The organism is Halogeometricum rufum (assembly GCF_900112175.1).
Classification (GTDB): Archaea; Halobacteriota; Halobacteria; order Halobacteriales; family Haloferacaceae; genus Halogeometricum; species Halogeometricum rufum.
Window position 1 is genome coordinate 699,833 of the sequence record NZ_FOYT01000001.1, and the last position, 26,140, is coordinate 725,972.

Below are 26,140 nucleotides of genomic sequence, written 5' to 3' on the forward strand. Positions count from 1 at the left end.
ATATCTGCTTCGATCAGTCTGCCAACTAAATCGGTCAGCTGTAGGCTACGGCAATCGACAACGTCTCTGGAGAAGTATCGGGGAGGGTGGACCCAACTACTTATTAGAAATCCCGAAATTCATGTACCATCGTGGCTAGCGCTCCCAGCCCAGAATCAAACACTGTCGCTCAGGTACTCCCCCGACTGAATGATTCCCTATTCATCCCCTGCCTCCAGCGCGATTACTGTTGGAGTCAAAGGCAGGTTGAGATGCTTTGGGACTCGTTACTTCGCGGTCTCCCGCTTGGATCACTTCTCATATGGGACAGCACAGTCGAAACCCGACAGGACCCGGCATACAAATTCATCAGGCATTACGTCGATGAGCGAGGCTACTCGCATGAGGAGGAGGTCCACCGTTACAGTGAGCGCCTCCCTGACTTTCCGGAATCATACTCGCTCATTCTTGATGGCCAACAACGACTGACTTCGTTCTACATTGGCCTCCACGGGAGCTATACAACACGGGTGCATGGGGCATGGAAGAAGAACGCGAGTTCGTACAACCGGCGTCATCTGTATCTCAACCTCCTCTCTGGAGAGAAGAACGATGACCACGACCGTGGTCTCGTGTACGAATTCGACTTCAGAAAGAGCGGCGGGCTGAACACTGCAGGCGACAAGTACTGGCTCTCCGTGAGTGACCTCTTAGACGCGGAGGATGAGCTCACTCAGAGGGCATTCCTCAGTAAGGACAAGTTCGTGGAGAGTGTACGTTCCGAGCTACCGCCAACCATCAGCAAGGCAGATGCATTGGATACTGTAGAGGACCTCTGGCGTGGTGTAAACGAGCGAGAGGCCGTCCTCTACGAAACAACAGTGACCAAAGACAAAACGGCACGAGAGCTATTCATTCGTCGCAACAAAGGTGGAATAGAGCTTTCAGGCGTCGATATTTTGCTTGCATTGCTTACTGGCTATTGGGATACGGTTAGTGACGAAGGTGGGCCGAAGGATGCGAAGAACGAGATAGAGCAGTTTACTGAGCGACTCTCTGGTCACGATCGTCTCTCTGACGAAGGATTCTCATTTGGCAAGCGGTTCACCCTCAGGACTCTGCTGTTACTAGCTGACGAGACGCCCTCATTCAGGAGAGATGGCCGTTACGACGGAGAGTTGTTGAAGAATTCTGAGGAGATCTTCCGTGACGATGAGTTCGAACAAGCAGTCGAGGATGCGTTTGAGGTCGCTGCTGACCTCGGGTTCCACAACGCCGCCCTCTCCAGCAAGAACGTCGTTGCACCAGTGGTCCAATTCCTCTACGAGAACGACTACGACACGTCTGAGGGAAACGAAAACATCCACTACTGGTTGGCCACAGCAGTCCTGAACAGCATCTACGGCGATATTGGGTCGCAACGAGTGCTGGAGACGGCTCGGGAACATGTACGAGAGTCGGATGGGAAAGAATTCCCCGCGGCAGAGATTCTGGAGGACCTGAGTGGCCGAGGAACGACGACACACCTTGACAAAGATGTCCTTGATGGGCTGCTCGAAGAGGTAGACTACCAATCCGGCTCGCGGCTGAACGTGCTACTGACACACCTCTACCGAGGCGACCGACGAGCAGGTTACGCAGGATATGAGGTCGATCATATATTCCCCCGAAGAAAGCTTGCCAAGGCCGAGTACCTCCAAGACCGAGGCGTCTCCCCGGAGCTCGTTGAATGGTACAAGGACAACCGCGACCATATCGGCAACCTCCAGCTTCTCACTGGACCGGAGAATAAGTCAAAAAGCGACCGTGACTTTACCGACTGGATAGCCCGGATTGAGAATGGAAAGGTCGAAGGTGTCCAAGATATTGATAATTACTTCAGTACACATCAAGTTTCGCCTGACAGGGACCTGCACAAGTATCCGCAGTTCAAGCAGTTTGTGATGGGTGAAGGAAATCGGCGACAAAGGATAACCGAGCGGCTACGGGAGACTCTTCCCCTGAGGCAGCTACCAGAGTAGAGGCTTCACGGCTACTGCTCAGGCTCATGGTCCACTATCTTGTCGGCGTTGGGGCCGTCGATTATCAAGAGTTGGGTGACAAGCGCATACAGTAGCGACTTCAGGTAGAGTGTTATGTCCTTATTGAAACCCTCTGCCAGTGATATATTTTGGAACCGGCACTAAATACAGAGCGCATATTTTATATCATATTCTTCGTCAATGCGGGGAACTAGTCACTTCTCGCCGAAATATTATATAGGGAACTCAGTTTGATGTGACCTCACCGGCTAATAAGATCATGAGTGGAGACCTATTTCGAATCACCGTTGACGAAACGAACTACAGTCGTGTACTCGGAACTTCTCCGGATGAATCGCTGCTGACAGACGCTCACCTTCAGGAGCTTCGAGGGTCCCGACTGTGGGCTCAAAAAAACACCGAGAAAGGCCAAGAAGTCTATGATGCGATGGAACCCGGAGACGGTCTTCTCTTCTACAAAGTCAAACGTGGGATTGCCCCCGACGAAGGCATGTATGTTGGAACTGGCAGAGTCGGTGAGAAAGTTCGGTTAGACGAGGAGCAGGCGAGGATACTTTTTAGAACAACAGTAGCAACGCTCGCATACACTGTGACTGAGTTCAATCAAATCAGAAAATCAATTGAAGAAGTAGAATCCGCGCTTGGTTATGTGTCTTACCCACAAAGTAGCCATCGAGTCACCAACAATCGATACACCACCGTCGACAGAGCACTAAAAATGCTATCCCATTGAGATACGTCCACAAGCAATACAGAGTGTCTATTAGTTGATGGCGATGTGGAGGGAGAATTCTTTGACCACTCTGCACGCCTACCTACGTCTGTTTCATCGCTTTTGTAACGAAGCGATAGACAACCGTCTGCTGCATACAGTCTCTGTATTCAGCACGCGATTCCTGTCACGGCTTGAGGAGTTCAACCGAGTCACTTGAGACCGGATGATACAGATGTCGGCTTATTCCACTATTCTGACTGAGAGAATCTGATCTCCGGACAGAATTGAGTTATCAGTGAATCGTAGGATTCGGAACCGGCAATACCATTGATTTCCCCCTATTGTTCCAGAAACCGAGGACCACTCGGCAAATCTGATATATATCTGTTCTGTGACCAGAGGTAAGCCTCAGACCCAGGTTTATATATACTCCGTGCTCGGCGATTGCTTTGTTCTTGTAATACCATCTGAAACTAACTTGCGTATAAAAACAAAAACACAGGATGGAGCCGTTCTATCCGTCCGTCGACGTTCGCCGAGTAGTCGTGAAAATCCGCCTTGAGCGTGACAAGGCACCGTGCTTTGTTCTCCGATTGATATAAAGCACTCCCACGAGAGAGTCGTCGTAGGCGGCCGTGAGCACCGGAAGGATGTCGCCGAACGTCTGCGTCGGGGACTGGCCTCATAACCGAGTGGTCGATGGTTCGAATCCGTCAGGGCCCATAAAAAACCCGCGAGCGACGGCGACCGGCGCTTCGACGCTATTCTGACGACTCGAGTCGCGCCGCCTCGCTAGGACTCCTCGTCGGGGTCGTACTGGGACGCCGTGCGCAGGTGTAGCCCGACGCCGAGGGCGGCACCGACGGTGGCCAGTCCGACGGTGCCCGCGGCGACGCCGACGCCCATCGGCGTCAACTCGTCCACCGGCCCGTCGCCGACGAGGACGACGCCGCGCATCCCTCGGTCGCGGTACGTCGTACACTCGTACGTCGAGAGGCCGTCGCCGTCGAAGGCGAGGGCGAACTCGTGGCCGGTGCCGCGCACTCGTTCGCTGGCGTACCCCACGCCTTCGTCCACGACGTCGTAGGCGCCCGCCGTGCCGACCCACTCCCACCGGACGACCGTCCCCGGGTCGACGTGGACCGCCGCGGGTTCGAACGCGAACGCGCCGCCGTTCCCCGTCGCGCCGACTTCGACGGTCACCTCGGACTCGTCGCGCCGGTCGGCGACGCCGTCGTAGTTGTCCGTACCGGCCAGCCAGCCGTCGAAACTCGGCTTCGGGGCGTCGTCGCCACCGTCGGATTCGCTCGCACTCGCGTCGTCGGCCGCCGCGCCGCCCGGGAGCGTCACCGCGACGTCGCCGACGACGAGGGCGCCCCGCATCCCCATCGGACTGTGGGGCGCGCAGGCGTAGGGAATCACGCCCGGCGACGACGGCGAGTGGGAGAACGTCGCGCCCGCGTCGGTTGCGAACGCCGACTCGAACGAACCGTCATCGGCGACCACGTTGTGACTGCCCCCCTCGCCGGTCCACGTCCACGTCACCGTCGCGCCCGGGGAGACCCGGACGACGGCCGGCGAGAAGGCGAACGCGCCGCCGTTGCCGGCCGTCCCGACTTCGACGGCCACGTCGTCGCGGCCGGTGGCGTCGACGACGGCGTCCGCGCCGTCGGTGTTCGCCAACCACTCGGTCAGGTCCGCCGCCTCCGCCGCGCGGGCGGGTCGGGCGAGGAGCGCAGAACCCATCAGGGCGCCCGTGCCGGCCAGCATCTGCCGCCGCGTGTAGCCCGGCATCTCACACCTCGTAGCCCGCGTAGGCCATCACCTGCTCGAACAACTCGGTGTCCATCGCGGGCGTGTAGACGACGGCCGACAGCATCCCGCCGGGATACGACGACCCGTTCCGGACGTGGTCGACCTTGTGGCAGTGGATGAGGTAGATGCCGGGGTCGGCGTCCGCCTCGAACTCGACGGTGTAGCGTTCGGCGGGCGCGACGTTCACCACGTCCTGCATCAGTTGCATCGCCTCGGGAATCGGCGACCCGTCCTTCTCGACGACCTTGAAGCGGTGGTTGTGCAGGTGCATCGGGTGCGCCTGGAAGCCCGCGTTCACCCAGTGGATGCGGACCGTGTCGCCGGGGTCGACGACGAGCGGCGACCCCGTCTCGGGGTGGAACGTCGCGGGCGCGGACTTGCCGTTGATGGTGAACGTGTCCATCTGCCGGTTCGTGATGTCGTACGTCGCGCCCTCGCCGCCGTACTGCCGCGAGAGGCGGGTGTCCCACTCCTTGACGGTCATGTAGTACTCCTTGTCGGCCCGTTCGTACCCCTCGGGTTCGACGCGGAGGACGCCGTACATCCCCATGTCCATGTGTCGCGGCGTCTGGTAGTGGCAGTGGTAGAGGTGCGTGCCGGCCACGTTGGCGGTGAACTCGTACGTGTGCGTCTCGCCGGGTTCGACGGTGACGCCCGTCGTCGTCGGCACGCCGTCGTTCTCCCACGTCTTCCGCAGGCCGTGGACGTGGAACGTGTGCGGCATGTCCATCTCCGTGTTGTCGAGGGTGACCGAGAACGTCTCTCCCTCGGCGATGCGGAGAATCGGGCCGGGGACGGAGGGCGTTCCGTCGTCGGCCTGCCACGCCCACACGACGGGGAGCGTGATGGGGCCGTTCATCGTCTCGCCGGGGTGGACGTGGTGGACCGCGCTCACGGACTTCAGCGTCACGTGGTTGTCTCGGTCGCCGAGTTCGACCACCTCGGGCCGGCCGGTCGTCGGGAGGTCGCCGGCGACCGACTGCGCGGCCGACGCGTCGACCCGCGTCACAGTCGGCGTCGAACTCGTCAGGCAACCGGCGGAGGCGAACAGGCCCGTCGACCCCGTCGCCGCGAGGAACTGTCGTCGGGAGATTCCGTCACCGGGGGCACCAATCTCGTTCGTCATAGCTCGTAGTTATCCGTAGGGGTACATATTCACTGAAGCAAACTCTCACCCACCGAGAAACAGAGCGTTTAATTGGCTGTAGACCCGTTCTCACGGCCTGATAGTTCACGAACGAACGTGACTGCCCGGAGAGTGATAATGATACGATATGAGACAACTAGCGGGGCTGAGTCACCTCGTGGGCCGTCTCCCGTCAGGCGTCGGCCGTCGTCTCGTCGTCGTCGTTCGACGCATCGGAGTCGTCGGCGTCGGCGTCGTCTTCTTCTTCGCTCGTGTCGGTCTGGGAGTCGTCGGCGTCGGCGTTCTCGGAGCCGCCATCGTCTGCGGCGGCTTCGTCCGCCCGTTCGTCTCTGTTCGCCTGCGTTTCCGACGCCGCCGCGTCGTTCTCCGCTGCCGACTCGGAGTCACTCGTCTCCGCCGTCTGCGTGGCGTCCGTCGTCTCGGTGGTCTCGGAATCCGCCGACGCCGTCTCGGTGGTCTCCGAATCGTCGTCCTCGCCGCTCACCGTCTCGGTCAGTATCTCGGTCACCGTCTCGGTCAGTGACTCGGTCGGCGAATCCGTCGACTGGGCCGTCTCGGGTTCGGCGTCCGTCGGTTCGACGGTGGCAGTCTGCGTTTCAGTTTGCGTCTCGGTCGTTGTGGCCGTCTGTGTGTCGGTCCGCGTTTCCGTTTCCGTGTCGGCCGTCTCGGTCTGCGTCTCCGTCGACCCCGACTGCGTGCCCGTCGTCGTCGTCTCGGCCGGTTCGGCTTCGCTCTCGGCGTCGTCGCCCTCGCCGTCGTCCTCAGCGTCGTCGCTCTCGTCGGATTCCGTCGGTTCCTCGGTCGCCAGCGGGTTCGGCTCGAAGAACTGCCAGAGGCCGGTGTAGCCGTGCTGGGCGTTCGTCGCTAGCTCCTCGTAGCGCGCCCGCTTGGAGAACGAGTGGTCGGACACCTGCGCGTGGCCCTGTTGGACCAACTGCTCGTTCAGCGTGTCGCCGCCGGCGTCGAGGTAGACGAGGAGCCGACCCTGCGAGTCGCGGCGGTCGGCCGCGGAGTCGACGCGAATCGTCACGCGTTCGCCCGCCACTCGCTCGCGCGTGAAGTCGGTCGCCTCACTGACCCACTCGTCGAGCCACTCCTCGCCGCCGTCGTCTGTGGGCATCCCCTCGAAGTCGTCGTCCTCGTACTGCCCGTCCGGCGCTTCGACGCCGACGAGTCTGACCTCGTCGACGCTCCCGTCGGGGAACTCGACTCGCAGCGTGTCCGCCTCCACCACTTCGACCACCGTCACGGTCCACTCGGTCCGGTTCGCGTCGTCCGGGGACGAATCGGACGTGGACGTCGCGCCGGGCGTCGCGGTCGTGGTCGCGTTGGACGTCGAGGTCATCGTCCCGTTGTCGGCGCTGTCGTTCGTGCTCTCCGGTGCGGCGTTCGACTGCGCGCCGGTGTCCGTGTCCGCCGACGAATCGTCGTCGTCGGAGGCGTCGTCGTTAGAGTCGTTAGAGTCGTTAGAGTCGTCGTCGCTCGAGTTGTTAGAATCGTCGTTAGAGCCGCTAGAGCCGTTAGAGTCGTTAGAGTCGTCGTCGGAGGCGTCGTCGTCTGAGTTATCGTTAGCGTCGTCACCGGAGTCCGCAGACGCGTCTGTCGGTGAACTCGTCCCCGCGTCCGCTTCGTCGCTCGCACCACCGCCCTCCTCGCTCGCTTGCGCGGTCTCACCCTCGGCGGCCGCCTGCTGCGCGTCGGTGGCGACGTCCGTCGTCGAAGCCGTTCCCGAGTCGGTCGCCGTCTGTGCGTTCGCCGTGGAGACTTGCGTCTTGACGTCGCTGTCGTTGGAGGATTGCGGTCCCGCAGACGTGCACCCCGCCGTGATGAGCAGGAGAGCGACTGCGAGCGCTGCTAGCCGGGACATGCTGTACCCGACCGACTCCCCCGCGGACCATATAATTCAGCATAATCTCTGGTGATATAATGTCTCGTTATACACACAGTCAATTTTTACAGTATAAATTATCGTCGCGGGCGGCTGTTCCCGTTTCAAGAGTGTGGATTAACGAACAGTTTTCGGCGGTCCCTCGACGGTACTCGCTCCGCCCGCCGACAGACCGCCGTCCGGGCCGTCGTTCGGCGCGGACTCGATGCGGGGCCCGTCCCACCCGCGCCGACTACGCCAGCGTCACCGTCGGCATGTCGAGGAACGCCGTCTCGTACCCCTCGTGGCGGGCGACCTGTGGCGGCGTCTCGACGCGCAGTTCCGCCGTCTCGCCGTCCGCAAGTCCGGGCGCCGGCGCCCCGTAGTGGAACCCGAGCTCGGGGTCCAGTCCGGCGCCCAACGGGCCGTCGAACGACGCCCCGCCGTCGATACTCGCCTCCAGCGCCATGCCGGGGAGGACCAGTCCGTTGTGCGGCGTCCGCGGGGAGACGACGACGTACGGGTCGTCGCCGAACCGGTCGGCGGAGACGACGCTTCCGAGGAACGCCGCGTCGCCGCTGGTACCGCGTCCCAGCGACGCGCCGGGGAGGGTTTCGGGGGCCCGTCCGACCGGAATCGTCGCCATCTCCATCGGTCTGACCGCGCCGCGTTCGCCCTGCCTGTCCGCCAGCGACTCCGACGTGATGTCGTTCAGCGTCCGCGTGGCGAACTCCAAGGCGACGGTTCCGGTCGCCGGGTCCGCGAACCGCCCCGCGAACGACCCGAAGCGGTTCGCGTCGAGGCCGCCGACGCTGACTTCTACCTCGTACGTCCCGTCGCCGTCGAGCGGAAAGTTCGCGCCGTAGTGGACGCCCATCCGCTGGGAGAGCATCGGGTAGACGACTTCTTGACTCACGAGTTCGCCCTCGCGACGAATGGCGACCGACAGTCCGGTGTTCGGGACGACCAGTCCCGTCTCGGGTTCCCACACCGACACCATCAGGTGGACGCTGTCCTCTGCCGTCGCCGCGACGCGCTTCGTGACGAACGCGCCGTCGTCTCGCTCGACGACCCAGAACCGGTGCGGATAGGAGTACGTCACCGCGGCCCGCAGGTCGCCGACGGCCGTCGTTCCCGCCATCTCCATCGAATCCACGTGCGTCGGGACGTAGACGGCCGCCGGCCGGTCGGCGACGACGGGCGGTTCCCTGCTCCGCCGTTCCAGCAGGTCGGGAACGCCGATGCACCCGGCGAGACTCCCGACTCCGGCCGCTCCCGCGGCGGAGAGAAATCGTCGTCGGTCCATGCAGGTTCGCAGACGGTTGCGCGATATACCCCTTCTGGTGTACGTGGCGAACCGCGGTGGACACACTCTTGACCACCGGCCTCGGAGCCTCCGTATGGACGCAGAGAGTCGGTCGCCCCTCGACTGGAAGTTCGCGGCGGCGGGGTTCGCGCTGCTCGTCGTCGGGGTGGGCGTGGTGACCGAACGCCCCCTGCTGTCGCTCGGAGCGGCGTCCCTCCTCCTCCTCGCACTCTCGTTGGTCTACCCGTTCGCCCGGTTCGCGGGCGAGACGAACCCACGAGAGGGTCGGCGGTAACCGCCGCCCTCGGGCGGTCCGACTCGCCCGGCGAACGCGACCGAATCGCTCGCGAACGTCCGTCTCGCCGACGCTCGCCGGCCCCCAAGAGTTATCCTGACCGAACGTTCAGTTGAAGCATGGAGCGGAACTCACGGAAACGGCCGTGGCTCGCTGCCGCCCTCGGGACGCTCGCGACGGGGGCCGGCCACGTCTACCTCCGCCGGTGGAAGCGGGCGTTCGGGTGGTTGGCAGTCGCCGTCGCCGCCGCCGTGTTGCTCGTTCAACCGGCGGAGATGCAGGCGTTCGTCGACGGGACCGGCCCAGTCGAACCGCTGTACCCCGTTCTCTCCATCGTTCTCGCGAGCGCGTTCGACGCGTATCTGGTCGCTCGCGCCCAGAACGAGGCCGCTCGCCGCGCCGTCGAACCCGACGGAACCATCACGCACTGTCCGCAGTGCGGGAAGGAACTCGACGGCGACATCGACTTCTGTCCGTGGTGTACCGCCGAACTCGACGAGTTCCGCGTCGCCGACGCTCCGGAGTGAACTGAGAGCGACCGCCGACTCACTCCTCTGGGAGGAGACCCGCCCCGGCGGCGATTCGCTCCGGGTCGTCCAGGTCCCGTGCCAGTCGCTCGCGCCGCGCTTCCAGTTCTCGGTAGGCCTCCGTCCCGGTGTCGCCCCGGAACGCGGTCATCTTCGCGACGACGGAGAGATATCGACGGGCCTGCTCCGACCGCGGCGTCAACAGGTCTTCGACCGCTTCGGCCAACTCCGTCGCCGTCACCGGCTTTCTGACGTACCGGTCGAACGGCACCGACAGCGCCGCCTCGTCGAGGCGGGCGGACGCGAGGAGCGCGACCCGTATCTCCGGATACTGGTCTGCGATGCGTTCCGCGACGTGTTCGCCCGAGACGTCCGGCATCTTCCGGTCGAGGAGGACCACGTCCACGTCCTCGCCCACCGCCGCCAGTCCCTCGGTGCCGTCGTTGGCCGCCCTGACCTCGAACCCCGACAGCATCGACGCGTACATCTCCGTCAGGCGCGGGTCGTCGTCCACGACGAGGACGACGGGCGACCCGTCGCCACGGTGCCGGTCCGCCCACCGGCCGAGGTCCGAGAGCACGGCCGCGAGTTCGCGCCCCGCCGCCGTCGGCGTGTACTCGACGCGGAGGGGACTCGTCTGCAGTTCGTGCCGTTCGACCAGTCCGTCGTCGACGAGGTCCGCCAGCGCGTCGTTGAGCACCTTCGCGGACACGTCGAGTCGCCGTTCGAGGTCGGAGAAGCCCGCCGGACCGTCGGTGACGAGCGAGTAGACGACGGCCGGGTGCCACTTCTTGCCGACGACTGCCGCCCCCTCGAGGACGGCGCGGAGCGACGGGTCCCGGTCGGTCATTCGTCCGTCTATCAGTATCTCTCCTGATAACGATTTCTCTCGGTGGGCTGCGTCGAAAGAAATGTGACGCGCGACGGAACCGGGACGGAAGGGGATGGATGGGGGGTGGGTCGATGAGGTCGCGTGACTCCGTCGCGCCGAAGCCTCCACCGTGCCCGACGACGTGGTGACGCTTCGCAGTGTGGTCGAGTCCCACAGGACCGGCGTCGTCGGCATCTCGACGTTCTCGGTATCTATAAAAAACTCTTGGCTAACCCCGAAGTGCGTGGGTACTTACTTGGAGGTTAGTCGGTCGCGCGGAGTTCGACGACCACCGTCGCGTCGGCGTCTTCGACCCGGACGTCGCCGCCGTAGGCGTCGACGAGCGTCTTCACGAGAAACAGACTGATTCCCGTGGCGGGACTGTCCAGTTCGCTCTCCCCGAGTGCGCGTCGCCGTCGGCCGTCGGGGTCCGTCGCCCCGCCCTCGATGCGGACCCGAACGATGTCGCCGTCGCGTTCGCCGGCGACGCGAACCGCCGGGTCCGTCCCGGCGTGGTTCGCCACGGCGTCGTTCAGGAGGTTGCGGAACACCGACTCGAGCAGCGAGTTCGCGGCGACGCGGCACGTCGGCACCTCGTCGAGTTCGACGACCGCGTCGCCGAACGTCTCGCGTCGGGTCTGGACCGTCCTGCGGAGGACGGGTTCGAGGCGGGTCGGCTCTACCTCCTCCGTCCCGTCGCCGACGATTATCTCCACCGCGTCGCGGGCCACGTCGGTCAACTCCAGCGTCTGCCGGCCGTTGTCGAGGATGCGGTCGAGGACCTCCTCGTCGTCCTCGTCGACGGCGTCGCGCAGGACGTCCGCCCACCCGACGACCACCGACAGGTCGTTGCGGATGTCGTGCGTGAGGACGCGCGTGAGCGTCTCCAACTGCGCCGCCGTCGACCCGCCCGTTCGGGCACGCTCGCCGGTTCGGTCGGCGCCGTCCGCGTTCGCGGCCGCGACGACTCGCCGTTCGAGCGTCGCCGCCTCGTCGGATGCCGTCCGCGTCGTCTCCTCGGTTCCCGCTTCCTCCCCTGTCGCGTCCCCGACCACGTAGTCCGACGCGCCGGCGCGGAGGGCGTCGCGCGCCACCGCCTCGTCGCCGACGGCCGTGTAGACGACCACCGGTAGCGACGGGTGGGCGTCACGCAGTTTCGAGACCACACCGACGCCGTCGCCGTCGGCCAACGCGTAGTTGCAGACCACGCAGTCGTACGTCGCCGGGTCGAGGTCCGACGCCGCCGGAGAGGCGACGCCGTCGACTTCCACTCCCCGCGCCCCCGACTCGAGGCGGTGCGGCGACACCGCCGTCGGGTCTTCGTCCCCCTCCACGAACAGCACTCGCACCCGTCTGTCCATGTCTGGTAGAGTTCGATGGGATACAAAAGTCCTCACGACCCGCGAGTGACACGTCGCGCCCGCGCCGAACCGACTCGGCGGCGACGCGCCGGCCTCAGTCGTGCGTGGCGAACGCCGTGAAGTCGTCCACCGGCATCACCGAGTAGTCCACGCTGAGGGTGTCCTTCGTCGCGCGAATCTTCCCGACGAACGTGGAGATGTCCTCCAGTTGACCCTCGAGGACGAACAGTTCCATGCAGTAGTGCTCGCCGACGTGACTGTGGAAGTTGGAGGCGACGAACCCCTCGTACTCGTGTCGGAGTTTCATCATCCGTTCCTCGACGCTCGTCGTCTCGTAGTCGAAGATGACGGTGACGACGGCCATCAGTCGGCGGTCTTCGAGGCGCCTGTCCTCGAACTCCCCGAGGAGGTTCCGTGCCGCCTCGCGGACGACTTCGCTCCGCCCGGTGTAGCCGTGTTCGTCGGCGAACGTGTCGATTCGCTCCAACAGTTCCTCCGGCATGGAGACGCTGACGACTGTCATGTATTAAAACAACGCCGCAAATATATTAAGGATTGTTACGCGAGCGCTCCCGACGATGCGAGAGTCTCGTACGCCGTCGATTCGGTCCGAACGCTCTCGGGGACGCTCCACTCGAACTGACGTGAACGATTCTGAACTTTTCTCCGGCAGATGGTTTTGTTCGTGACTGCTTCAGTTCCTTTCTTCTCGCTACCACAGAATATAAATCAGGACTAAGGGTCAGGAGTCCGAACCCTCGGACGAGATGCCACACCAAGTCGTCGCCAGCGACTACCACATGGTCCGGCCGGAGATACTCCGACGGACGCTCGACGGGACCGCGGCGGTCACTCTGGCCGACCTCGGTTCGACGGACCGTCTCGTGGACGCCTGCGAACGGGTGGACGCCGACGCCCTCATCACCGACATCGCGACGCCCGTCACCGAGGAGGCACTCGCGCGTCTGGACCTGTCCGTGGTCGCCCGCGCCGCCGTCGGGTTCGAGAACATCGACGTCGCCGCCGCGGAGGAACACGGCGTCGTCGTCACGAACGTCCCCGGCTACTGCACAGACGAGGTGGCGACGCACAGCGTCGCCCTCCTCCTGTCGGCCGTCCGGGCCATCCCGGAGGTCGATAGCCGCATCGGCGCCGGCGAGTGGCCGGAGGCCGACTCCACCGCCAACGAGATACACCGCCTCCGCGGTCGGACGCTCGGGTTCGTCTCCTTCGGTGCAATCGCCCGCCGCGCCGCCGAGATGGTCGGCGGGTTCGGCCTCGACCTCGTCGCGTTCGACCCCTACCTCGACGACGGCGCTCTCGACGACCTGTCGGTCGACGTCGAACTCGTGGACTTCGAGACGCTGCTGGACCGGTCGCACTACGTCTCGGTGAACGCGCCCGCGACGCCGGAGACGCGGGGGATGTTCGACGCCGAGGCGTTCGCCCGGATGCGCGACGACGCCGTACTGGTCAACACCGGCCGAGGGGCCGTCGTCGACGAGGACGCCCTCCTGACGGCGCTCGACGCCGGCGAACTCGACTGCGCCGCCCTCGACGTGTTCGAGTCCGAACCGCTCCCCGCCGACTCGCCGCTTCGCGACCGAGCGGACGTCGTCGTGACCTCCCACACGGGGTGGCACTCCGTGGAGGCCAGCGCCGAGGTGAACGAGACGGCCGCCGCCGACGTGCGCCGGGTGTTGCGGGGCGAGACCCCCGAGAACCGCGTGGACCCCGACTGGGTCTGAGGCGGCGTCTCGGAGCCGGAAACGGGCGGTTCTTCAGTCCCGTACGTACGTGTCACGCACCGTCTGCGCCAGCACGCTCTCGCGGTCGAAGACGATGTAGACGGCGAGGAACGGTTCGTCCGCCGGTCGCAACACGAACACCGCGCGGGGTTGCTCCGCCTCCGACGGCAGTTCGACGCGGTCGCTCTCGCCAGTCTCGACGCGGCTGACGAGGGGGTCGAGGGGGCGCACGCCGTCGCGGAACTCCGCGAACAGGTCGCGCGCGCCGGATTGCTTGGCGAAGACGTACAGCGCCCCGTTCGGGTCGCCGTCGGTGCCGCGCGTGACGCGGGCGTTCATCGCCTCGTTCTCCGCCTCGGCGACCATCCACGCGCTCTTGGCCGCCTCGAACATGCCGGTGACGCCGTCGGCGAAGGCGAACGTCGTCTCGGCGACGACGGCGAGGCGGTCGAACCGCGGGTCGCCGTCGTGCCACGTCAGGTCGGCGTCGACGACGTTGCCCGCGGCGACCGACTCGACCGTCTCCGCGAGTTCGCCCTCGTAGCCCGTCGCGTCCACGTACGTCGGCGCGAACGCCTCCTCGGGGTCCGCGTCCCCGTCGTCGCCCGCCGCCGGGAGTTCGACGAGGAGGAGTTCGTCGGGCTCCCGGGGCCGTCCGAGGACGCGGTATCGCCCCTCCGTGGTCAGGTCCATGGGCGACGTTGCGACCGAGGTGAAATAAGGTGGCTGGTTCGACGGGCGCGGCGTTGGGTACGTCGCTTTTGTTCTCACGACGCTAACACGTCTGTGTGAGTCTGGAAGCGTACGCCGAACGTTCGGAGTCCGTGATGCAGTGGCTCGAACTCGCCGCCGCGTACTTCCTCGTCGTCCTGTTCGCCATCGGCGTCTTCGACCTCGCGCTGTCGCTGTACGAACTGGTCGCTTCGGGGGACTTCACCGATCCGAACGCGGTCATCGACCTCATCGACACGGTCCTGGTCCTCCTCATCATCGTCGAGGTGTATCAGACCGTCGTCGCCTCCAGCCGGAACGAACCCGTCGTGCGTATCGTCATCAACGCCGCGCTCATCGCTATCGCGCGGAAAGTCATCAGTTTCCGTCCGGGAGAGTACGAGAGCGTGGAGGCGGCGTTCGTGGCTGCCGGGTCGTTCGCGCTCCTCCTCGCGGTACTCGTCCTCGCGTTCTTCGTGCTCCGGCGGGTGGACCTCGGCCCGATGGTCCCCGGTTCGACCTCGTCGCGCGACGAGTAGCCGCGCTCGCGCCCGGCCGTCCGGCCACGGGGGTCGGTCCTCAGTCGTCGGCCAGCGACTCGACGGCGCCCTTGATACCGACCGTCGTGTCCTCGGACTGCTTCGTGACGCGCCACCCGGTGTAGCCCATGACGATGAGGATGGCCGGCGAAAGGAAGCCGAGGAAGTAGTACGGCGCGTACTCCAGCGTCGGCACGCCCAGCACCGTCGCCATGTAGACGCCCCCCGCGTTCCACGGCACGAGCGCGCTGGTCGTCGTCCCGGACGCCTCGACGGCGCGCGAGAGGTTCCTGCTGTCCAAATCGAAGTCGTCGTAGAGGCCGCGGAGGCTCATCCCGGGGACGACGATGCTCATGTACTGCTCGGCGGCGAGGACGTTCATGCCGAACGCCGACAGCGCCGTCCCGGCGGTGAGGCTCCCGACGCTGTGGAGCGACTGGCCGATGTGGTAGGCGACGACGGCCAGCACGCCCGTCCGTTCGAGGATGCCCCCCAGCGCGAGGGCGGCCACGACGACGGTGATGGTCCACGACGACCCGACGAGGCCGCCCGACGACAGCAGTCCGTCGACGAGTTCCAGCCCCGTCTCGGCCGTCGTCCCCGACTGAGCCACCTCCATCGCGGCGACGACGCCCTCAACGGAGCGCGGCCCCTGCACGAGAATCTGCGTCGCCACGCCCGCGAACACGCCGGACGTGATGGCCGGCAGGGCGGGGTAGCCGTACAGCGCGAGTCCGAACGTCAGGACGAGGGGGGCGAACGTCAGCAGCGAGACGGTGTAGGCGCCGGTGATGGCCGACTGAATCTCCGCGACGCGCCCCGGGGGAATCGCCCCCGTCGCGGTGAGGCCGAGGTAGGTGTACAGCCCCAGCGAAATCAGCATCGCGATGCCCGTGCCGACGCGCATCGTCCGGACGTGAGTCATCAGGTCGGTGTTCGTCACGGCCGCCGCGAGGTTCGTCGTGTCCGACAGCGGCGACACCTTGTCGCCGGTGTACGCCCCCGTCAGCACCGCGCCCGCCGTCATCGGTTCGGGGATGCCGAGCCCCGCGCCGATGCCGATGAACGCGACGCCGAGCGTCCCCGCCGTCGTCCACGACGACCCGATGGAGAAGGCGACGACGGCCGCCAGCACCGTCGCCACCGGGAGGAATATCGCCGGCGACAGCAGCTCCAGCCCGTAGTAGATGAGCGAGGGAATCGTCCCCGCGCCCGTCCACGTCGAGATGAGCATGTAGATGACGAAGATGATGAGTATCGCCTGCATGCCCATCCGAAGGCCGTCCACGATGCCCTCGTACATCGTCGCCCACGACGTGCCGTACCAGTACCGCCCGACGAGGCCGGTGAACGCGATGCCGACCAACAGCGGTAGCTGAGGGTCCAGGTCCAGTGCGATGGCGCCGACGCTGAGGAACAGCAGCATCCCGAACACGGGGACGAGCGCGGCCAACAGCGAGGGTCGCTCGTCCTCCGGGATGTCCTCGTACGTCAACGGGTCGAACGAGAGTGTCGCCATTACGCGCCGAGTATGCAACTGGCGCATTTGTATTCGTCGCCTTGATGCGTCATAGGCATTCGGTACCGTGGGGAGGGCTCACAGCGGACGCCGGCGGAGACGAAAGTATCATGAATAATGACGTTCCACAACGCGTATCAGATGACGTCTCTCCGCCGATGGCTCAGCGACGGTCGATGGCTCTGGGCCCTCGGCGGCGGCTCGCTTCTCTGGCACGCCTCTCACTCCGTCGACCACGCCACGATGTACGACAGTCTCCCCACGGCCCTGTTCAGCGTCCTCGGGCCGAGTGCGGCGTCGCTGTTCGTCCTCGGTCTCGGCGTCGCCGTGGGCCGTCGTTGGGGCCCCGAATCGCTCCGCGGCGTCGGCCGGTGGGCCCTCGTCGGCGCCGCCGGCCTGACGCTGGTCGGCCTCCTGACCGTCGCGTACTTCCGCACGAACGGCGTCGCGCTTCCGGAGTGGGTCCACTTCGTGCTGAACGCGACCACCGGCGGCGCCGCGGGCGGCGCACTCGTCGGCGTCTACGACGAACGCGCGTCGCGCATCGCCGCCACCCTGCGACGGGAGCGACAGCGCGTCGGACTGCTGAACCAGCGACTCCGCGTTCTGAACCGGGTGTTGCGGCACGACCTCAGAAACGACATGAACGTTATCCAGGGCTACGCCTCGCTCCTCGAAGCCGACGACGACCCCGAGGTGGCCGGGCGCGCCGAGACGATTCGCCGGACCGCCGAGGAACTCACCTCGCTGGGCGAACGCGCGCGCCACCTCGAACGCCTCCTCGACGACGAGGCGGCCGAGACGCGGACGGACCTCGCGGCCGTCGTCGAACGCCGACTCGACGCGTTCGAGCGAGAGTACCCCCACGCGCAGGTCCGGGTGGACGTCCCCGACCGGGCACCGGTCGGTCCGGTCCCCCTCGTGGGCGTCGTCGTCGACTTGCTGGTCGAGAACGCCGTCGTCCACAACGACCGGGAGGAACCGATGGTGTCGGTCGGCGTCCGGACCGCCGAGGACCACGTCGTCCTCCGCGTCGCCGACGACGGCCCCGGCATCCCCGAGTCCGAACGCGCCGTCTTCGAGTCGGGGACGGAGACGCCGCTTCGCCACTCGGAGGGCCTCGGTCTCTGGGTGGTCGAGTGGGCCGTCACCGAGGCGGGCGGGCGACTCGACCTGCGCGACCGAGCGGTCGGCACCGTCGTCTCCGTCGCCCTCCCGCGCGTGGAACCGTCGCCGGCGGCGGCGACCGACGCGGCCCGCGACGCCGCCCCCGTCGCCGACCGCTGGGGCCCCTCACTCCAGTCGCTCCGCGGCGGCCCGGAGTAGTCCGTCGAGAATCTCCGGCGTGGTGGGGTGGTACGCGCGGTCCGGTATCGCTCGCACGTCCATCTCCTCCTCGACGACCACCTGCATCGTCTTGGCCATCACGTCCGCGTGGTAGTGCAGGCCCTGGTAGCCGAGGACGGTGCCGTCCGTCGCGACGACGAGCGAGGCCCGCCCTCTGGGCGTGAGCTTCGTCTTGAACACGCCATCGCTGGACGCCTCGCGGTGGACGACGTGGGAGTCCAGACCCGCCTCCTCGGCGGACGCCTCCGAGTGTCCGACGCGCGCGTACGGGTAGACGCTCGCCCCCGAGAAGACGACGTGGTGGTGGACGTTGTCGTACTCGCGGAGCGAATCGCCCCGCACGTCCGCGAGGACGTTCTCGGCGGCGACCGCACCCTGCTCTTTGGCGACGTGCAGGATTGGCTCTCGCCCGTTCGCGTCGCCGACGACGTACACCCGGTCGTCGTCGCGCGCCTGCATCGTGTCGCGGACCCAGCCGTCCGACTCGGGGTCGACGCCCGTCTCCGCGAGGCCGAGGCCGTCTACCGCGGGCCGCCGTCCGGTGAACAGGAACAGTCGCTCGGCGTCGATTTCGTCCGCACCGTCCGGTCCCTCGACGTGCATCCGCACGCCGTCGTCGGTGGACTCGACCCGTCGCTCCCAAGTCTCGGTCCGTATCTCGACGCCGAACTCCTCGCGGTACAGCGACAGAATCTCCTCGCCGTACGCCGGGTCGGCTTGGTCGAGGGGACGTTCGTCGTGTTCGACGACGGTGAGGTCCACGCCCGCCTCCGCGAGGTAGGGGACGAGTTCGAGGCCGACGTAGCCGAACCCCATCACGACGCCCGAGTCCGGGAGGGCCGTCGCGTCCAACACGTCCGCGCTGGTCAGGTAGTCGACCCCGTCGATGCCGTCCACGTCGGGCACGTTCACCGACGACCCGGTGGCGACGACGACGTAGTCGGCGTCGACCCGTTCGTCGCCGATTCGGAGCGTTCCGTCGTCGACGAACCGCGCCCGTTCGTGGCGGAACTCGACGCCTCCGCGGCCGTCCATCCGGTGGACCGCCGCGCGTCGGTGCGAGGCGAAGTTCGACGTGTGTTCGTCCTTCGTCGCCACGACGGCGTCGAGGTCCATCTCCGGCGGGTCGCCGTCGAGACGGTGGTCGTGACGGGTCTGGTACCGGTGCGCGGCGGCCGACAGCACCTCCTTCGAGGGCATGCACCCGCGGAGGATGCAGAGGCCGCCGCCGGGCGTCCCGTCGTCGACGAGCGTGAGGCGGTCTATCTCGTCGCCGACGTGTTCGACGAGTCGTTCCGCGGCGGCGACGCCGGCGCTTCCGTAGGCGCCGACGATGACGACGTGTGTCATACTACCGTAGCGTACGGCGAGAAGAATAGGCGTTCGGGCGTCCACGTCCGACGCGGGCGTTCGAGCGACGGTCCGCGGGCGAGACTACCGCGAGATGGCGTCGGCGTCCTCTTCGACGACGGCGGCGACTTCCTCGGGCGTGACGACGGCCAGGTCGCCGTCGATGGTCCGCTTCAGCGACGCCGTCGCGGCGCCGTAGGCCAGCGACGAGGGCACGTCGCCGCCGTCGAGGCGGTTCGCGAGGAAACCGCCGACGAACGCGTCGCCCGTCCCGATGGCGTCGAACGTCTCGGCGGCGTAGACGCCCTGTTCGTACACCTCGCCGTCGTGGACCGCCACCGACCCCTCGTCGCTCAGCGTGACGATGGCCGTCTCGAAGTCGTACTCGTCGGCGAGTTCCCGCGCCACGTCCGCCGGGTCACCGCTCCGTCCGAGACAGGCCTCGATGTCGCGTTCGGCCCCGACGAGGACGTCGACGTGGGAGAACAGCGACTCGTACTTCTCGCCGGCTTCCTCGGGCGTCCACAGTTTCGACCGGTAGTTCAGGTCGAACGCGGTGGTCGTGTCGGCGTCCTGCGCCGTCTCCAGGAGCGACGCCGTCGTCTCCGCCAGCGTCGAAGAGAGCGCGGGGGTGATACCGCTGGTGTAGAACACCTCGGCGTTCCGAACCGCGCCGCGCGGCAGTTCGTCCGGTTTCGCCGTCGTGACGGCGGCGCCCGACCGGTCGTAGATGACGTTCGTTCCGCGCGGGTCGCCGCCGTGTTCGAGGTAGTACGTCCCCATCCGCGTCTCCCCGGAGTCGTCCCACGCGATGCCCGTCCGGACGCCGTGGCTCCGCAGTTCCGAGACGACGCGCCGACCGAGCGGCGAGTCCGGCAGTTTCGACAGCCAGACGGCGTCGCACCCCAGTCGCGCGGCGGCGACGGCGACGTTGCTCTCCGCGCCGCCCGCCTGCACGTCGAGTTCGCCGGTGCGTTCCAGTCGGTCGCCGCGCGGCGGCGAGAGGCGCAGCATCGTCTCCCCGAAGGTCACGATGTCGGTCATGGCTGCCCGTTCTTCGAGGCGGCATATAAGTCCGGCCGGTCCGCCATCGCCGCCGCTCACACCGGCGGCGGGCCGTCGTCACCCCGACTACTCCGACCGCCGGCCGCCGTGGCCGGGGTAGTCCCGTTCGAACCGGTCCGCTATCTCGTCGCGGTCGAACTCGACGACGACCGGTCGGCCGTGCGGGCAGGCGTACGGGTTCTCGCAGTCGTCGAGCGCCGACAGGAGGTCCACGACCGACCCCTCGGTCAGCGAGGTGTTGCCCGTCACCGACGGGTAACACGCGAGGTCCGCGAGGAGTTCGTCGGCGACGGCGTCCACCGTCTCGTGGCCGCCGTCCTCGCCCTCGGAGACGAACGCGGCGAGTACGTCCCGCAGGAGTTCGGGTCGGAGCGCTTCGGCGAACACGGCCGGGACGCTCCGCACCTCGACGGTCCGTTCGTCGGTCCGTCCCGCGTGAAAGCCCGTCTGCGCGAGAGCGTCGCGGTACTCCTCGAACAGGGCCGCCTCGCGCGCGGTGAGTTCCACCTCGACGGGGTCGGCCAGCGCCTGCGTCGTCACGTCGCCGGCTAACTCCGCCTGCAGACGCTCGTAGTTCACCCGTTCGTCGGCCGCGTGCTGGTCGACCAGCACCATCCCCTCGGCCGTCTCCGCGACGATGTACGTGTCCTGCAGTTGCCCGAGGACGCGCATCGACGGCAGCGTGTCGAACGCCGGCGAGAGCGTCGCCTCGTCGCCGCCGAGGTCGCGCTGAACCGTCGGCGCGCCGAGGCGTCGAGTCCCCTCGACCCGCGGCGCTCCGTCCGACGCCGACTCCGCCGACCCGTCGGTCACGTCGCCCAGCGACGACTGGGTTCGGTCGGCCGCCGCCGTCCCCGCGTCCCGCGCCGGTTCCGCACCCCGCGCGGTTCCCGCGTCCCCGGCCGTCCCCGAGTCACGGGTCGCGGACGGCCCCGGCGCGTCCGTCGTCGCTCGGTCCGCGTCGCCGTCGGCGGGGCCGCCGTCGTCGGCCGACTCCGCCTTCCCGCTCGGCGTCTCCGGTGCGCGCGAGGGGCGCGAACGCGTCCGGCCCGCCGAGACGGACCACGCCTCGTCGCTGGTCACGTCGCCCGAGGCGTCGTCCGCCGGACGGTCCGCCGCCGCGTCGTCGCCGTCTCCGGTCGTCTCCGTCGCCTCTCTCCTCTCTGCCGGCGACGCCCCCGTTCCTTCCGTCGCCTCCGTCGGCGACGACGACTCGGACGACGTTCGGCCCGTGGTCTCCGGTCCGCCGTCGTCTCCGCCGGCCGACCGGGACGGTTGCGGGCTGTGTCCCTTCCCGCCGCGGGCCTCCGTCGTCGGCGACTCGGGCGCGGGGTCCACCTCGTCGGGCGCGGAGCGACCGCGCGGGGCCGACGAGCGAATCAGCCCCTCGTCGAGGAGGGCCGACTCGACGGCGGACTCGACGGCGCGTTTCACGCCGCTCTCGTCGTCGAAGCGGACCTCCATCTTTCTGGGGTGGACGTTCACGTCGACGGCGTCCGGCGGCACCGCCACGAACAGGACGGCGAACGGGTAGCGGTCCGCGGCGAGTTGGCCGCCGTAGGCGTCGAGGACCGCCTCGCGGAGGACGCGCGCGGTCACGTAGCGGTCGTTGACGAACGTCGAGAGGTAGTCCCGCGCGCTCCGGGTCGTCTCGGGGTGGCTGACGAGGCCGGTGACCGACGCGACGGCCCCGGCGTCGGGTTCGTGGTCGACGCGGGTCATCGACTCCGCGACTTCCCGGCCGTACACCGAGAGCACCGTCGCTTCGAGACTGCCGCGGCCCTCGGTGGCGAACACCTCCCGGTCGTCGTGTTCTAAGGAGATTGCCACGTCGGGGTTGGCGAGGGCGTACTGCGTGACGACGGTGTTCACGTGGTCGAACTCCGTCGCCGTCGTCTTCAGGAACTTCCGGCGCGCCGGCGTGTTGAAGAACAGGTCGTCGACTTCGACGACGGTGCCCTCGGGACACCCCGCGGGGCGCACGTCGGTCACCTCGCCGCCCTCGACGCGGAGTTCCGTCCCCGCCTCGTCGCCGCCCCGCGGTTTCGACCGGACGGTGAGGCGCGAGACGGCCCCGATGGTGTGGAGCGCTTCGCCCCTGAACCCGAGGGTGCCGACGCCGGCCTCTAAGTCCTCGATGTCGGAAATCTTGCTCGTCGTGTGCTCGTCGACGGCCATCCGGACGGCGTCGCGGTCCATGCCGACGCCGTCGTCGCGGACGCGGACGCCCTCCGTGCCGCCGGCGTCGACGGCGACGGAGACGCGGTTCGCGTCGGCGTCGAGGCTGTTCTCCACGAGTTCCTTGACGACGGAGGCGGGTCGTTCGACCACCTCGCCCGCGGCTATCTGGCGTATCGTCCGGTCGTCGAGGGCGCGGATCGTCGGCCGGTCGCCGCCGCTCACTCCTCGTGCACCTCCCGCGCGTTGTTCACCGCCCTCCCCTGCGGGCCGCTCAGCCGTTGCTCGGCCCGCCCCGGCGGGAGCCACTCGTACTCGACGTGTTCGTGGCTCAGCGACACCGCCCGCTCGGTCACCCGCCCGTAGTAGTAGACGCCGAACCGCCCGTTGTCGTCGTCGTTCCGCCACGCGGTGGCGTGGATCGGGTGGCCGAGGTCGACCGCCAGTCCCGTCTCCTCGACTATCTCGCGCTGGACGCCCTCGGTGGCGTCCTCTTCGGCCCCGAGTCGGCCGCCGGGGAGTTCCCACCCTTCGTCCGTCGTCCGCTGTACGACGAGTACGTCACCGCTCGGCGCGAACAGCACGCCGCGGAGACTCACCGTCGCCCGGAGTGGTTTCTCAGTCATTGTCCAACAGTTGGCGTTGCGGCTCTTGTACCTTCGCCATGTTCCCGGCCCGACGCAGCCACGACGCGCGAACTGCGACCCCTCACTCCGAGACGCCACCGGAGCGTTTCACCCCGATATCGCCCGCAGTCATCGGATACTTGAACGCGTGTCCGATAGGGTGTGTAATGGCAGACGACCACGGTGGCCTCGAACACGTCCGCGACAACGTCGACGGCCATCCGATGGTGAGCCTCCTCTCGTACGCCCGAACGTACTGGGTCCGGCTGACGCTCGGCGTGGCCGCCGCCTTCCTCACCCGATTCGCCCGGCTCGTCCCGCCGGTCGTCGTCGCCGCCGCCATCGACCGGGCCATCCGGCAGTCGGGAGAGACGGGTCTGTTGACGGACGTGGGACTGCTCCCGGCCGAACGGGTGGCGGGACAGGCGGCGCGGCTCGCGCTCCTCGAACAACTCGTCCTCATCGCCGTCCTCGCGTACCTCCTCCGGTCGGCCGCCCGCTTCGTCTCGCGCTACCTCCTACAGGCGACCGCACAGAAGGTTCAGCGCGACCTCAGGGACGACACGTACGACCACCTGCAACGCCTCTCGATGTCCTTCTTCGCCGACCACCAGACGGGCGGGCTGATGTCCATCCTCAACAGCGACATCAACCGGCTGGAGCAGTTCCTCAACACCGAGTTCCGCCAGTTCATCCGCGTCGTCGCCACCGTCGGCGGCATCGGCGTCATCCTGTGGACGTACTCGCCGAAACTCGCCCTCGTCGCGCTGGCTCCGGTGCCGATAATCGGGCTGGCCAGCGGGCAGTTCCTCACGTGGATCGAACCGCGGTACAAGTCCATCCGCGAGACGGTCGCACGACTGAACACCCGACTCGAGAACAACCTCGGGGGCGCGGCCGTCATCAAGTCGTTCGACCGCTACGGCTTTGAGCGCGACCGGGTCGCCGAACAGAGCGAGGCGTACCACGACGAGAAAGTGGCCGCGCTCCGCATCCGCCGGGGGTTCTTCGCGGCGCTCAGGATGCTCACCGGCGTCGTCTTCGTCGCCGTGCTGTACGTCGGCGGCACCGACATCATCGCCGGCACCCCCGGCGAGAACGGCGCGCTGACGCTGGGCGGGTTCACACTCTTCTTCCTCCTGCTCCGCCGGCTCTACTCGCCGATGCGCCGCGTCGGCAAGTCCGCGAACAAGTACCAGCTTGCGATGTCCAGCGCCGAACGCGTGTTCGGGCTCCTCGGCCGCGACCCGGAGATAACCAGCCCGACGCCGGCACACCGGCCCGAGACGGTCGACGGCGACGTGTGCTTCGACGACGTGACGTTCTCCTACGGCGACCGCGAACCGGTCGTCCGGAACGTCTCGCTGGACGTGCCCGCGGGGTCGACCGTCGGACTCGCCGGGGCGACCGGCGCGGGGAAGTCGACGCTTCTGAAACTGGTCGCCCGGTTCCACGACGTAGACGACGGAGCCGTCCGCGTCGACGGCGTCGACGTGCGCGACTACGACCTACAGGCGCTTCGCGACGAGGTTGCCATCGTCGAGCAGAGCCCGTACCTGTTCTCGGGGACGGTCGCCGAGAACATCGCCTACGGCGACCGCGAGGCGCTCGAAGCCGAGTGGTACGACGACGAGGGCACCGGCGACGGGCGCGCCGACGACGCGAGCGGTGACGGGCACGACGGTCGGACCGCCCGCGAGCGCGTGGTCGAAGTCGCGAAAGCCGCCGAGGCCGACGAGTTCGTCCGCGAACTCCCCGACGGCTACGACACCCGGGTCGGCGAGCGGGGCGTGAAGCTCTCGGGCGGTCAGCGCCAGCGCATCGCCATCGCCCGCGCCCTGCTGAACGACCCCGCGGTCATCATCTTCGACGAGGCAACCTCCGACGTGGACACGGAGACGGAGGAACTCATCCAGCAGAGCCTCGACAGGCTGGTCGAGGAGCGCACCGCGTTCGTCATCGCGCACCGCCTGTCGACCATCCGCGACGCCGACGAAGTGGTCGTCATGGACGAGGGCCGCATCGCGGAGCGCGGTTCGCACGACGAACTCGTCGCCGCCGGCGGGTCGTACGCCGACCTCTGGCACGGACAGGCCGACGAAGAGGCCCCGCCAGCCGACGACTGACGCGCCGCCGGTCACTCGCCGCCGGGCATCGCTTTGATTGCCGTCACTCCGCAACGACGAGTATGACCGTCGACATCGGCGTCATCGGCGCGGGCGGGATGGCGGAGCGACACACGGACAACTTCGACGCGGTCGGCGCCCGACTCGCGGGCGTCTGCTCGCGGTCCGAGGAGAGTGCCCGGGAACTGGCCGAGGCGCACGGCGCGACGGCGTACCCCGACGCGGAGACGCTGTTCGACGCGGCGGACCTCGACGCCGTCCTCGTCACGGTCCCGCCGTTCGCGCACGACGACTACGAACTGCGGGCCGCCGAACGCGGCGTCGACTTCTTCGTCGAGAAACCGCTCGGTCTCTCCCGCGAGGCCGCCCGAGAGCGACGCGACGCCGTCGCGGCGAACGACCTCGTCACGCAGGTCGGCCACCAGTTCCGGTACGCCGACGTCGTCGAACGGGCGCACGAACTGCTCGCCGACCGCACCCTCGCGCAGGTCGAAGGGCGGTGGGTCGACGCCGTCTCGCCGCTCCCGTGGTGGAGCCGGGAGGCCGAGTCCGGCGGCCAACTGGTCGAACAGTCGGCGCACGTGTTCGACCTCGTGCGCGACTTCGCGGGGGAAGCGGCCGACGTCGCCGCCGTCGGCGGGCATCGCGTCGTCGACGACGTGGACTTCGCCGACTCCTCGGTGGTGGCGATGCGGCACGACTCCGGCGTCGTCAGCCACGTCACGTCGACGTCCGCCTCGCCCGAGAAGGACGTGAGCCTCGAACTCGTCGCCGAGGACTGTCGGCTCGAACTCGACCTCGTCTCGCACACGCTCGACGGAACGGTCGACGGCGAGTCGGTCCACGTCGAGGGCGACGACCGCCCCTACGAGAAGGAACTGGACGCGTTCGTGACGGCCGTCGAGACGGACGACCCCTCCCTCCCCCGGTCGCCGTACGCAGACGCGCTCCGAACGTTCGAACTCACGCTGGACGCCACCGACGGCCTCGCCGTCGCCTGAGGCGC

At 67.1% G+C, this 26,140-nt stretch carries 22 protein-coding genes; 9 read left to right on the forward strand and 13 right to left on the reverse strand.

Features of this window, described 5'->3' with window-relative positions; genetic code table 11:
• The first annotated feature begins 131 nt into the window (after window positions 1–131).
• Entirely contained in the window at window positions 132–2,000 is a 1,869-nt protein-coding gene (locus BM310_RS03680) for a DUF262 domain-containing protein (protein WP_089804723.1), read from the forward strand.
• A 280-nt stretch (window positions 2,001–2,280) separates the two neighbouring features.
• Window positions 2,281–2,754, forward strand: coding sequence for an EVE domain-containing protein (locus BM310_RS03685; protein ID WP_089804725.1), 474 nt, complete (start codon window positions 2,281–2,283; stop codon window positions 2,752–2,754).
• A 774-nt stretch (window positions 2,755–3,528) separates the two neighbouring features.
• On the opposite strand, the gene BM310_RS03690 is transcribed toward BM310_RS03685, so the two are convergent.
• The 4 genes from BM310_RS03690 to BM310_RS03705 all read right to left on the reverse strand — a co-directional run bounded on the left by BM310_RS03690 (window position 3,529) and on the right by BM310_RS03705 (window position 8,871).
• Entirely contained in the window at window positions 3,529–4,530 is a 1,002-nt protein-coding gene (locus BM310_RS03690) for a halocyanin domain-containing protein (RefSeq protein WP_089804728.1), read from the reverse strand.
• 1 nt (window position 4,531) lies between these two features.
• Window positions 4,532–5,677 carry a multicopper oxidase domain-containing protein gene (locus BM310_RS03695; protein ID WP_089804730.1) on the reverse strand — a complete coding sequence of 382 codons (1,146 nt, stop codon included), beginning with the start codon at window positions 5,675–5,677 and terminating at the stop codon, window positions 4,532–4,534.
• Between the two features lie 193 nt (window positions 5,678–5,870).
• Window positions 5,871–7,565: a thermonuclease family protein gene (locus BM310_RS03700; RefSeq protein WP_089804732.1), complete on the reverse strand. Its 1,695-nt coding sequence runs from the start codon at window positions 7,563–7,565 to the stop codon at window positions 5,871–5,873.
• 253 nt (window positions 7,566–7,818) lie between these two features.
• Window positions 7,819–8,871, reverse strand: coding sequence for an iron transporter (locus BM310_RS03705; RefSeq protein WP_089804734.1), 1,053 nt, complete (start codon window positions 8,869–8,871; stop codon window positions 7,819–7,821).
• 94 nt (window positions 8,872–8,965) lie between these two features.
• Here BM310_RS03705 and BM310_RS03710 point away from each other — a divergent pair, with 94 nt between their 5' ends.
• On the forward strand, window positions 8,966–9,166 hold the full coding sequence (locus tag BM310_RS03710; protein ID WP_089804736.1) for a hypothetical protein: 201 nt from the start codon (window positions 8,966–8,968) through the stop codon (window positions 9,164–9,166).
• A 119-nt stretch (window positions 9,167–9,285) separates the two neighbouring features.
• Window positions 9,286–9,693: a DUF7575 domain-containing protein gene (locus tag BM310_RS03715; protein WP_089804738.1), complete on the forward strand. Its 408-nt coding sequence runs from the start codon at window positions 9,286–9,288 to the stop codon at window positions 9,691–9,693.
• Between the two features lie 19 nt (window positions 9,694–9,712).
• On the opposite strand, the gene BM310_RS03720 is transcribed toward BM310_RS03715, so the two are convergent.
• The 3 genes from BM310_RS03720 to BM310_RS03730 form a co-directional block, all read right to left on the reverse strand.
• Window positions 9,713–10,543 carry a winged helix-turn-helix transcriptional regulator gene (locus tag BM310_RS03720; RefSeq protein WP_089804739.1) on the reverse strand — a complete coding sequence of 277 codons (831 nt, stop codon included), beginning with the start codon at window positions 10,541–10,543 and terminating at the stop codon, window positions 9,713–9,715.
• A 284-nt stretch (window positions 10,544–10,827) separates the two neighbouring features.
• On the reverse strand, window positions 10,828–11,925 hold the full coding sequence (locus BM310_RS03725) for a hybrid sensor histidine kinase/response regulator (RefSeq protein ID WP_089804741.1): 1,098 nt from the start codon (window positions 11,923–11,925) through the stop codon (window positions 10,828–10,830).
• A 94-nt stretch (window positions 11,926–12,019) separates the two neighbouring features.
• Entirely contained in the window at window positions 12,020–12,448 is a 429-nt protein-coding gene (locus tag BM310_RS03730; RefSeq protein WP_089804743.1) for a CopG family ribbon-helix-helix protein, read from the reverse strand.
• Window positions 12,449–12,692: 244 nt separating this feature from the next.
• On the opposite strand from BM310_RS03730, the gene BM310_RS03735 reads away from it, so the two are divergent.
• Window positions 12,693–13,673 (forward strand): C-terminal binding protein, encoded by a 981-nt coding sequence (locus BM310_RS03735; RefSeq protein ID WP_089804745.1) that lies wholly within the window; start codon window positions 12,693–12,695, stop codon window positions 13,671–13,673.
• Window positions 13,674–13,706: 33 nt separating this feature from the next.
• On the opposite strand, the gene BM310_RS03740 is transcribed toward BM310_RS03735, so the two are convergent.
• A complete protein-coding gene (locus BM310_RS03740) occupies window positions 13,707–14,366 on the reverse strand; it encodes a DUF6663 family protein (RefSeq protein WP_089804747.1) in 660 nt (219 codons plus the stop codon).
• A 95-nt stretch (window positions 14,367–14,461) separates the two neighbouring features.
• Between BM310_RS03740 and BM310_RS03745 the strand changes: the two genes are divergently transcribed.
• Complete coding sequence (locus BM310_RS03745) at window positions 14,462–14,923, forward strand: phosphate-starvation-inducible PsiE family protein (RefSeq protein ID WP_089804749.1); 462 nt, start codon at window positions 14,462–14,464, stop codon at window positions 14,921–14,923.
• Between the two features lie 40 nt (window positions 14,924–14,963).
• On the opposite strand, the gene arcD is transcribed toward BM310_RS03745, so the two are convergent.
• Window positions 14,964–16,442, reverse strand: a complete 1,479-nt coding sequence (gene arcD, locus BM310_RS03750) for an arginine/ornithine antiporter ArcD (protein ID WP_089804751.1) — start codon at window positions 16,440–16,442, stop codon at window positions 14,964–14,966.
• A 141-nt stretch (window positions 16,443–16,583) separates the two neighbouring features.
• Between arcD and BM310_RS03755 the strand changes: the two genes are divergently transcribed.
• Entirely contained in the window at window positions 16,584–17,768 is a 1,185-nt protein-coding gene (locus BM310_RS03755; RefSeq protein ID WP_089806994.1) for a sensor histidine kinase, read from the forward strand.
• On the opposite strand, the gene BM310_RS03760 is transcribed toward BM310_RS03755, so the two are convergent.
• The 4 genes from BM310_RS03760 to BM310_RS03775 all read right to left on the reverse strand — a co-directional run bounded on the left by BM310_RS03760 (window position 17,736) and on the right by BM310_RS03775 (window position 23,008).
• Entirely contained in the window at window positions 17,736–19,139 is a 1,404-nt protein-coding gene (locus BM310_RS03760; RefSeq protein WP_089804753.1) for a dihydrolipoyl dehydrogenase family protein, read from the reverse strand. The two genes, BM310_RS03755 and BM310_RS03760, sit on opposite strands and share 33 nt — an antisense overlap.
• A gap of 84 nt (window positions 19,140–19,223) precedes the next feature.
• On the reverse strand, window positions 19,224–20,183 hold the full coding sequence (gene kdgK1 / locus BM310_RS03765; RefSeq protein WP_089804755.1) for a bifunctional 2-dehydro-3-deoxygluconokinase/2-dehydro-3-deoxygalactonokinase: 960 nt from the start codon (window positions 20,181–20,183) through the stop codon (window positions 19,224–19,226).
• An 87-nt stretch (window positions 20,184–20,270) separates the two neighbouring features.
• Complete coding sequence (gene mutL / locus BM310_RS03770; RefSeq protein ID WP_089804757.1) at window positions 20,271–22,607, reverse strand: DNA mismatch repair endonuclease MutL; 2,337 nt, start codon at window positions 22,605–22,607, stop codon at window positions 20,271–20,273.
• Window positions 22,604–23,008, reverse strand: coding sequence for an NUDIX hydrolase (locus tag BM310_RS03775; protein WP_089804759.1), 405 nt, complete (start codon window positions 23,006–23,008; stop codon window positions 22,604–22,606). The genes mutL and BM310_RS03775 overlap by 4 nt, the downstream gene beginning before the upstream one ends.
• Window positions 23,009–23,175: 167 nt before the next feature.
• Between BM310_RS03775 and BM310_RS03780 the strand changes: the two genes are divergently transcribed.
• A complete protein-coding gene (locus tag BM310_RS03780) occupies window positions 23,176–25,134 on the forward strand; it encodes an ABC transporter ATP-binding protein (protein ID WP_089804761.1) in 1,959 nt (652 codons plus the stop codon).
• Between the two features lie 62 nt (window positions 25,135–25,196).
• Entirely contained in the window at window positions 25,197–26,135 is a 939-nt protein-coding gene (locus tag BM310_RS03785; RefSeq protein WP_089804763.1) for a Gfo/Idh/MocA family protein, read from the forward strand.
• Window positions 26,136–26,140: the final 5 nt, after the last annotated feature.

Bases quoted from the DNA above. Each gene is read 5' to 3' on its own strand.
- BM310_RS03685 (WP_089804725.1), top strand. From the start codon at position 2,281: ATGAGTGGAGACCTATTTCGAATCACCGTTGACGAAACGAACTACAGT.
- BM310_RS03690 (WP_089804728.1), bottom strand. From the start codon at position 4,530: ATGCCGGGCTACACGCGGCGGCAGATGCTGGCCGGCACGGGCGCCCTG.
- BM310_RS03695 (WP_089804730.1), bottom strand. From the start codon at position 5,677: ATGACGAACGAGATTGGTGCCCCCGGTGACGGAATCTCCCGACGACAG.
- BM310_RS03700 (WP_089804732.1), bottom strand. From the start codon at position 7,565: ATGTCCCGGCTAGCAGCGCTCGCAGTCGCTCTCCTGCTCATCACGGCG.
- BM310_RS03705 (WP_089804734.1), bottom strand. From the start codon at position 8,871: ATGGACCGACGACGATTTCTCTCCGCCGCGGGAGCGGCCGGAGTCGGG.
- BM310_RS03710 (WP_089804736.1), top strand. From the start codon at position 8,966: ATGGACGCAGAGAGTCGGTCGCCCCTCGACTGGAAGTTCGCGGCGGCG.
- BM310_RS03715 (WP_089804738.1), top strand. From the start codon at position 9,286: ATGGAGCGGAACTCACGGAAACGGCCGTGGCTCGCTGCCGCCCTCGGG.
- BM310_RS03720 (WP_089804739.1), bottom strand. From the start codon at position 10,543: ATGACCGACCGGGACCCGTCGCTCCGCGCCGTCCTCGAGGGGGCGGCA.
- BM310_RS03725 (WP_089804741.1), bottom strand. From the start codon at position 11,925: ATGGACAGACGGGTGCGAGTGCTGTTCGTGGAGGGGGACGAAGACCCG.
- BM310_RS03730 (WP_089804743.1), bottom strand. From the start codon at position 12,448: ATGACAGTCGTCAGCGTCTCCATGCCGGAGGAACTGTTGGAGCGAATC.
- BM310_RS03735 (WP_089804745.1), top strand. From the start codon at position 12,693: ATGCCACACCAAGTCGTCGCCAGCGACTACCACATGGTCCGGCCGGAG.
- BM310_RS03740 (WP_089804747.1), bottom strand. From the start codon at position 14,366: ATGGACCTGACCACGGAGGGGCGATACCGCGTCCTCGGACGGCCCCGG.
- arcD (WP_089804751.1), bottom strand. From the start codon at position 16,442: ATGGCGACACTCTCGTTCGACCCGTTGACGTACGAGGACATCCCGGAG.
- BM310_RS03755 (WP_089806994.1), top strand. From the start codon at position 16,584: ATGACGTCTCTCCGCCGATGGCTCAGCGACGGTCGATGGCTCTGGGCC.
- BM310_RS03760 (WP_089804753.1), bottom strand. From the start codon at position 19,139: ATGACACACGTCGTCATCGTCGGCGCCTACGGAAGCGCCGGCGTCGCC.
- kdgK1 (WP_089804755.1), bottom strand. From the start codon at position 20,183: ATGACCGACATCGTGACCTTCGGGGAGACGATGCTGCGCCTCTCGCCG.
- BM310_RS03775 (WP_089804759.1), bottom strand. From the start codon at position 23,008: ATGACTGAGAAACCACTCCGGGCGACGGTGAGTCTCCGCGGCGTGCTG.
- BM310_RS03780 (WP_089804761.1), top strand. From the start codon at position 23,176: ATGGCAGACGACCACGGTGGCCTCGAACACGTCCGCGACAACGTCGAC.
- BM310_RS03785 (WP_089804763.1), top strand. From the start codon at position 25,197: ATGACCGTCGACATCGGCGTCATCGGCGCGGGCGGGATGGCGGAGCGA.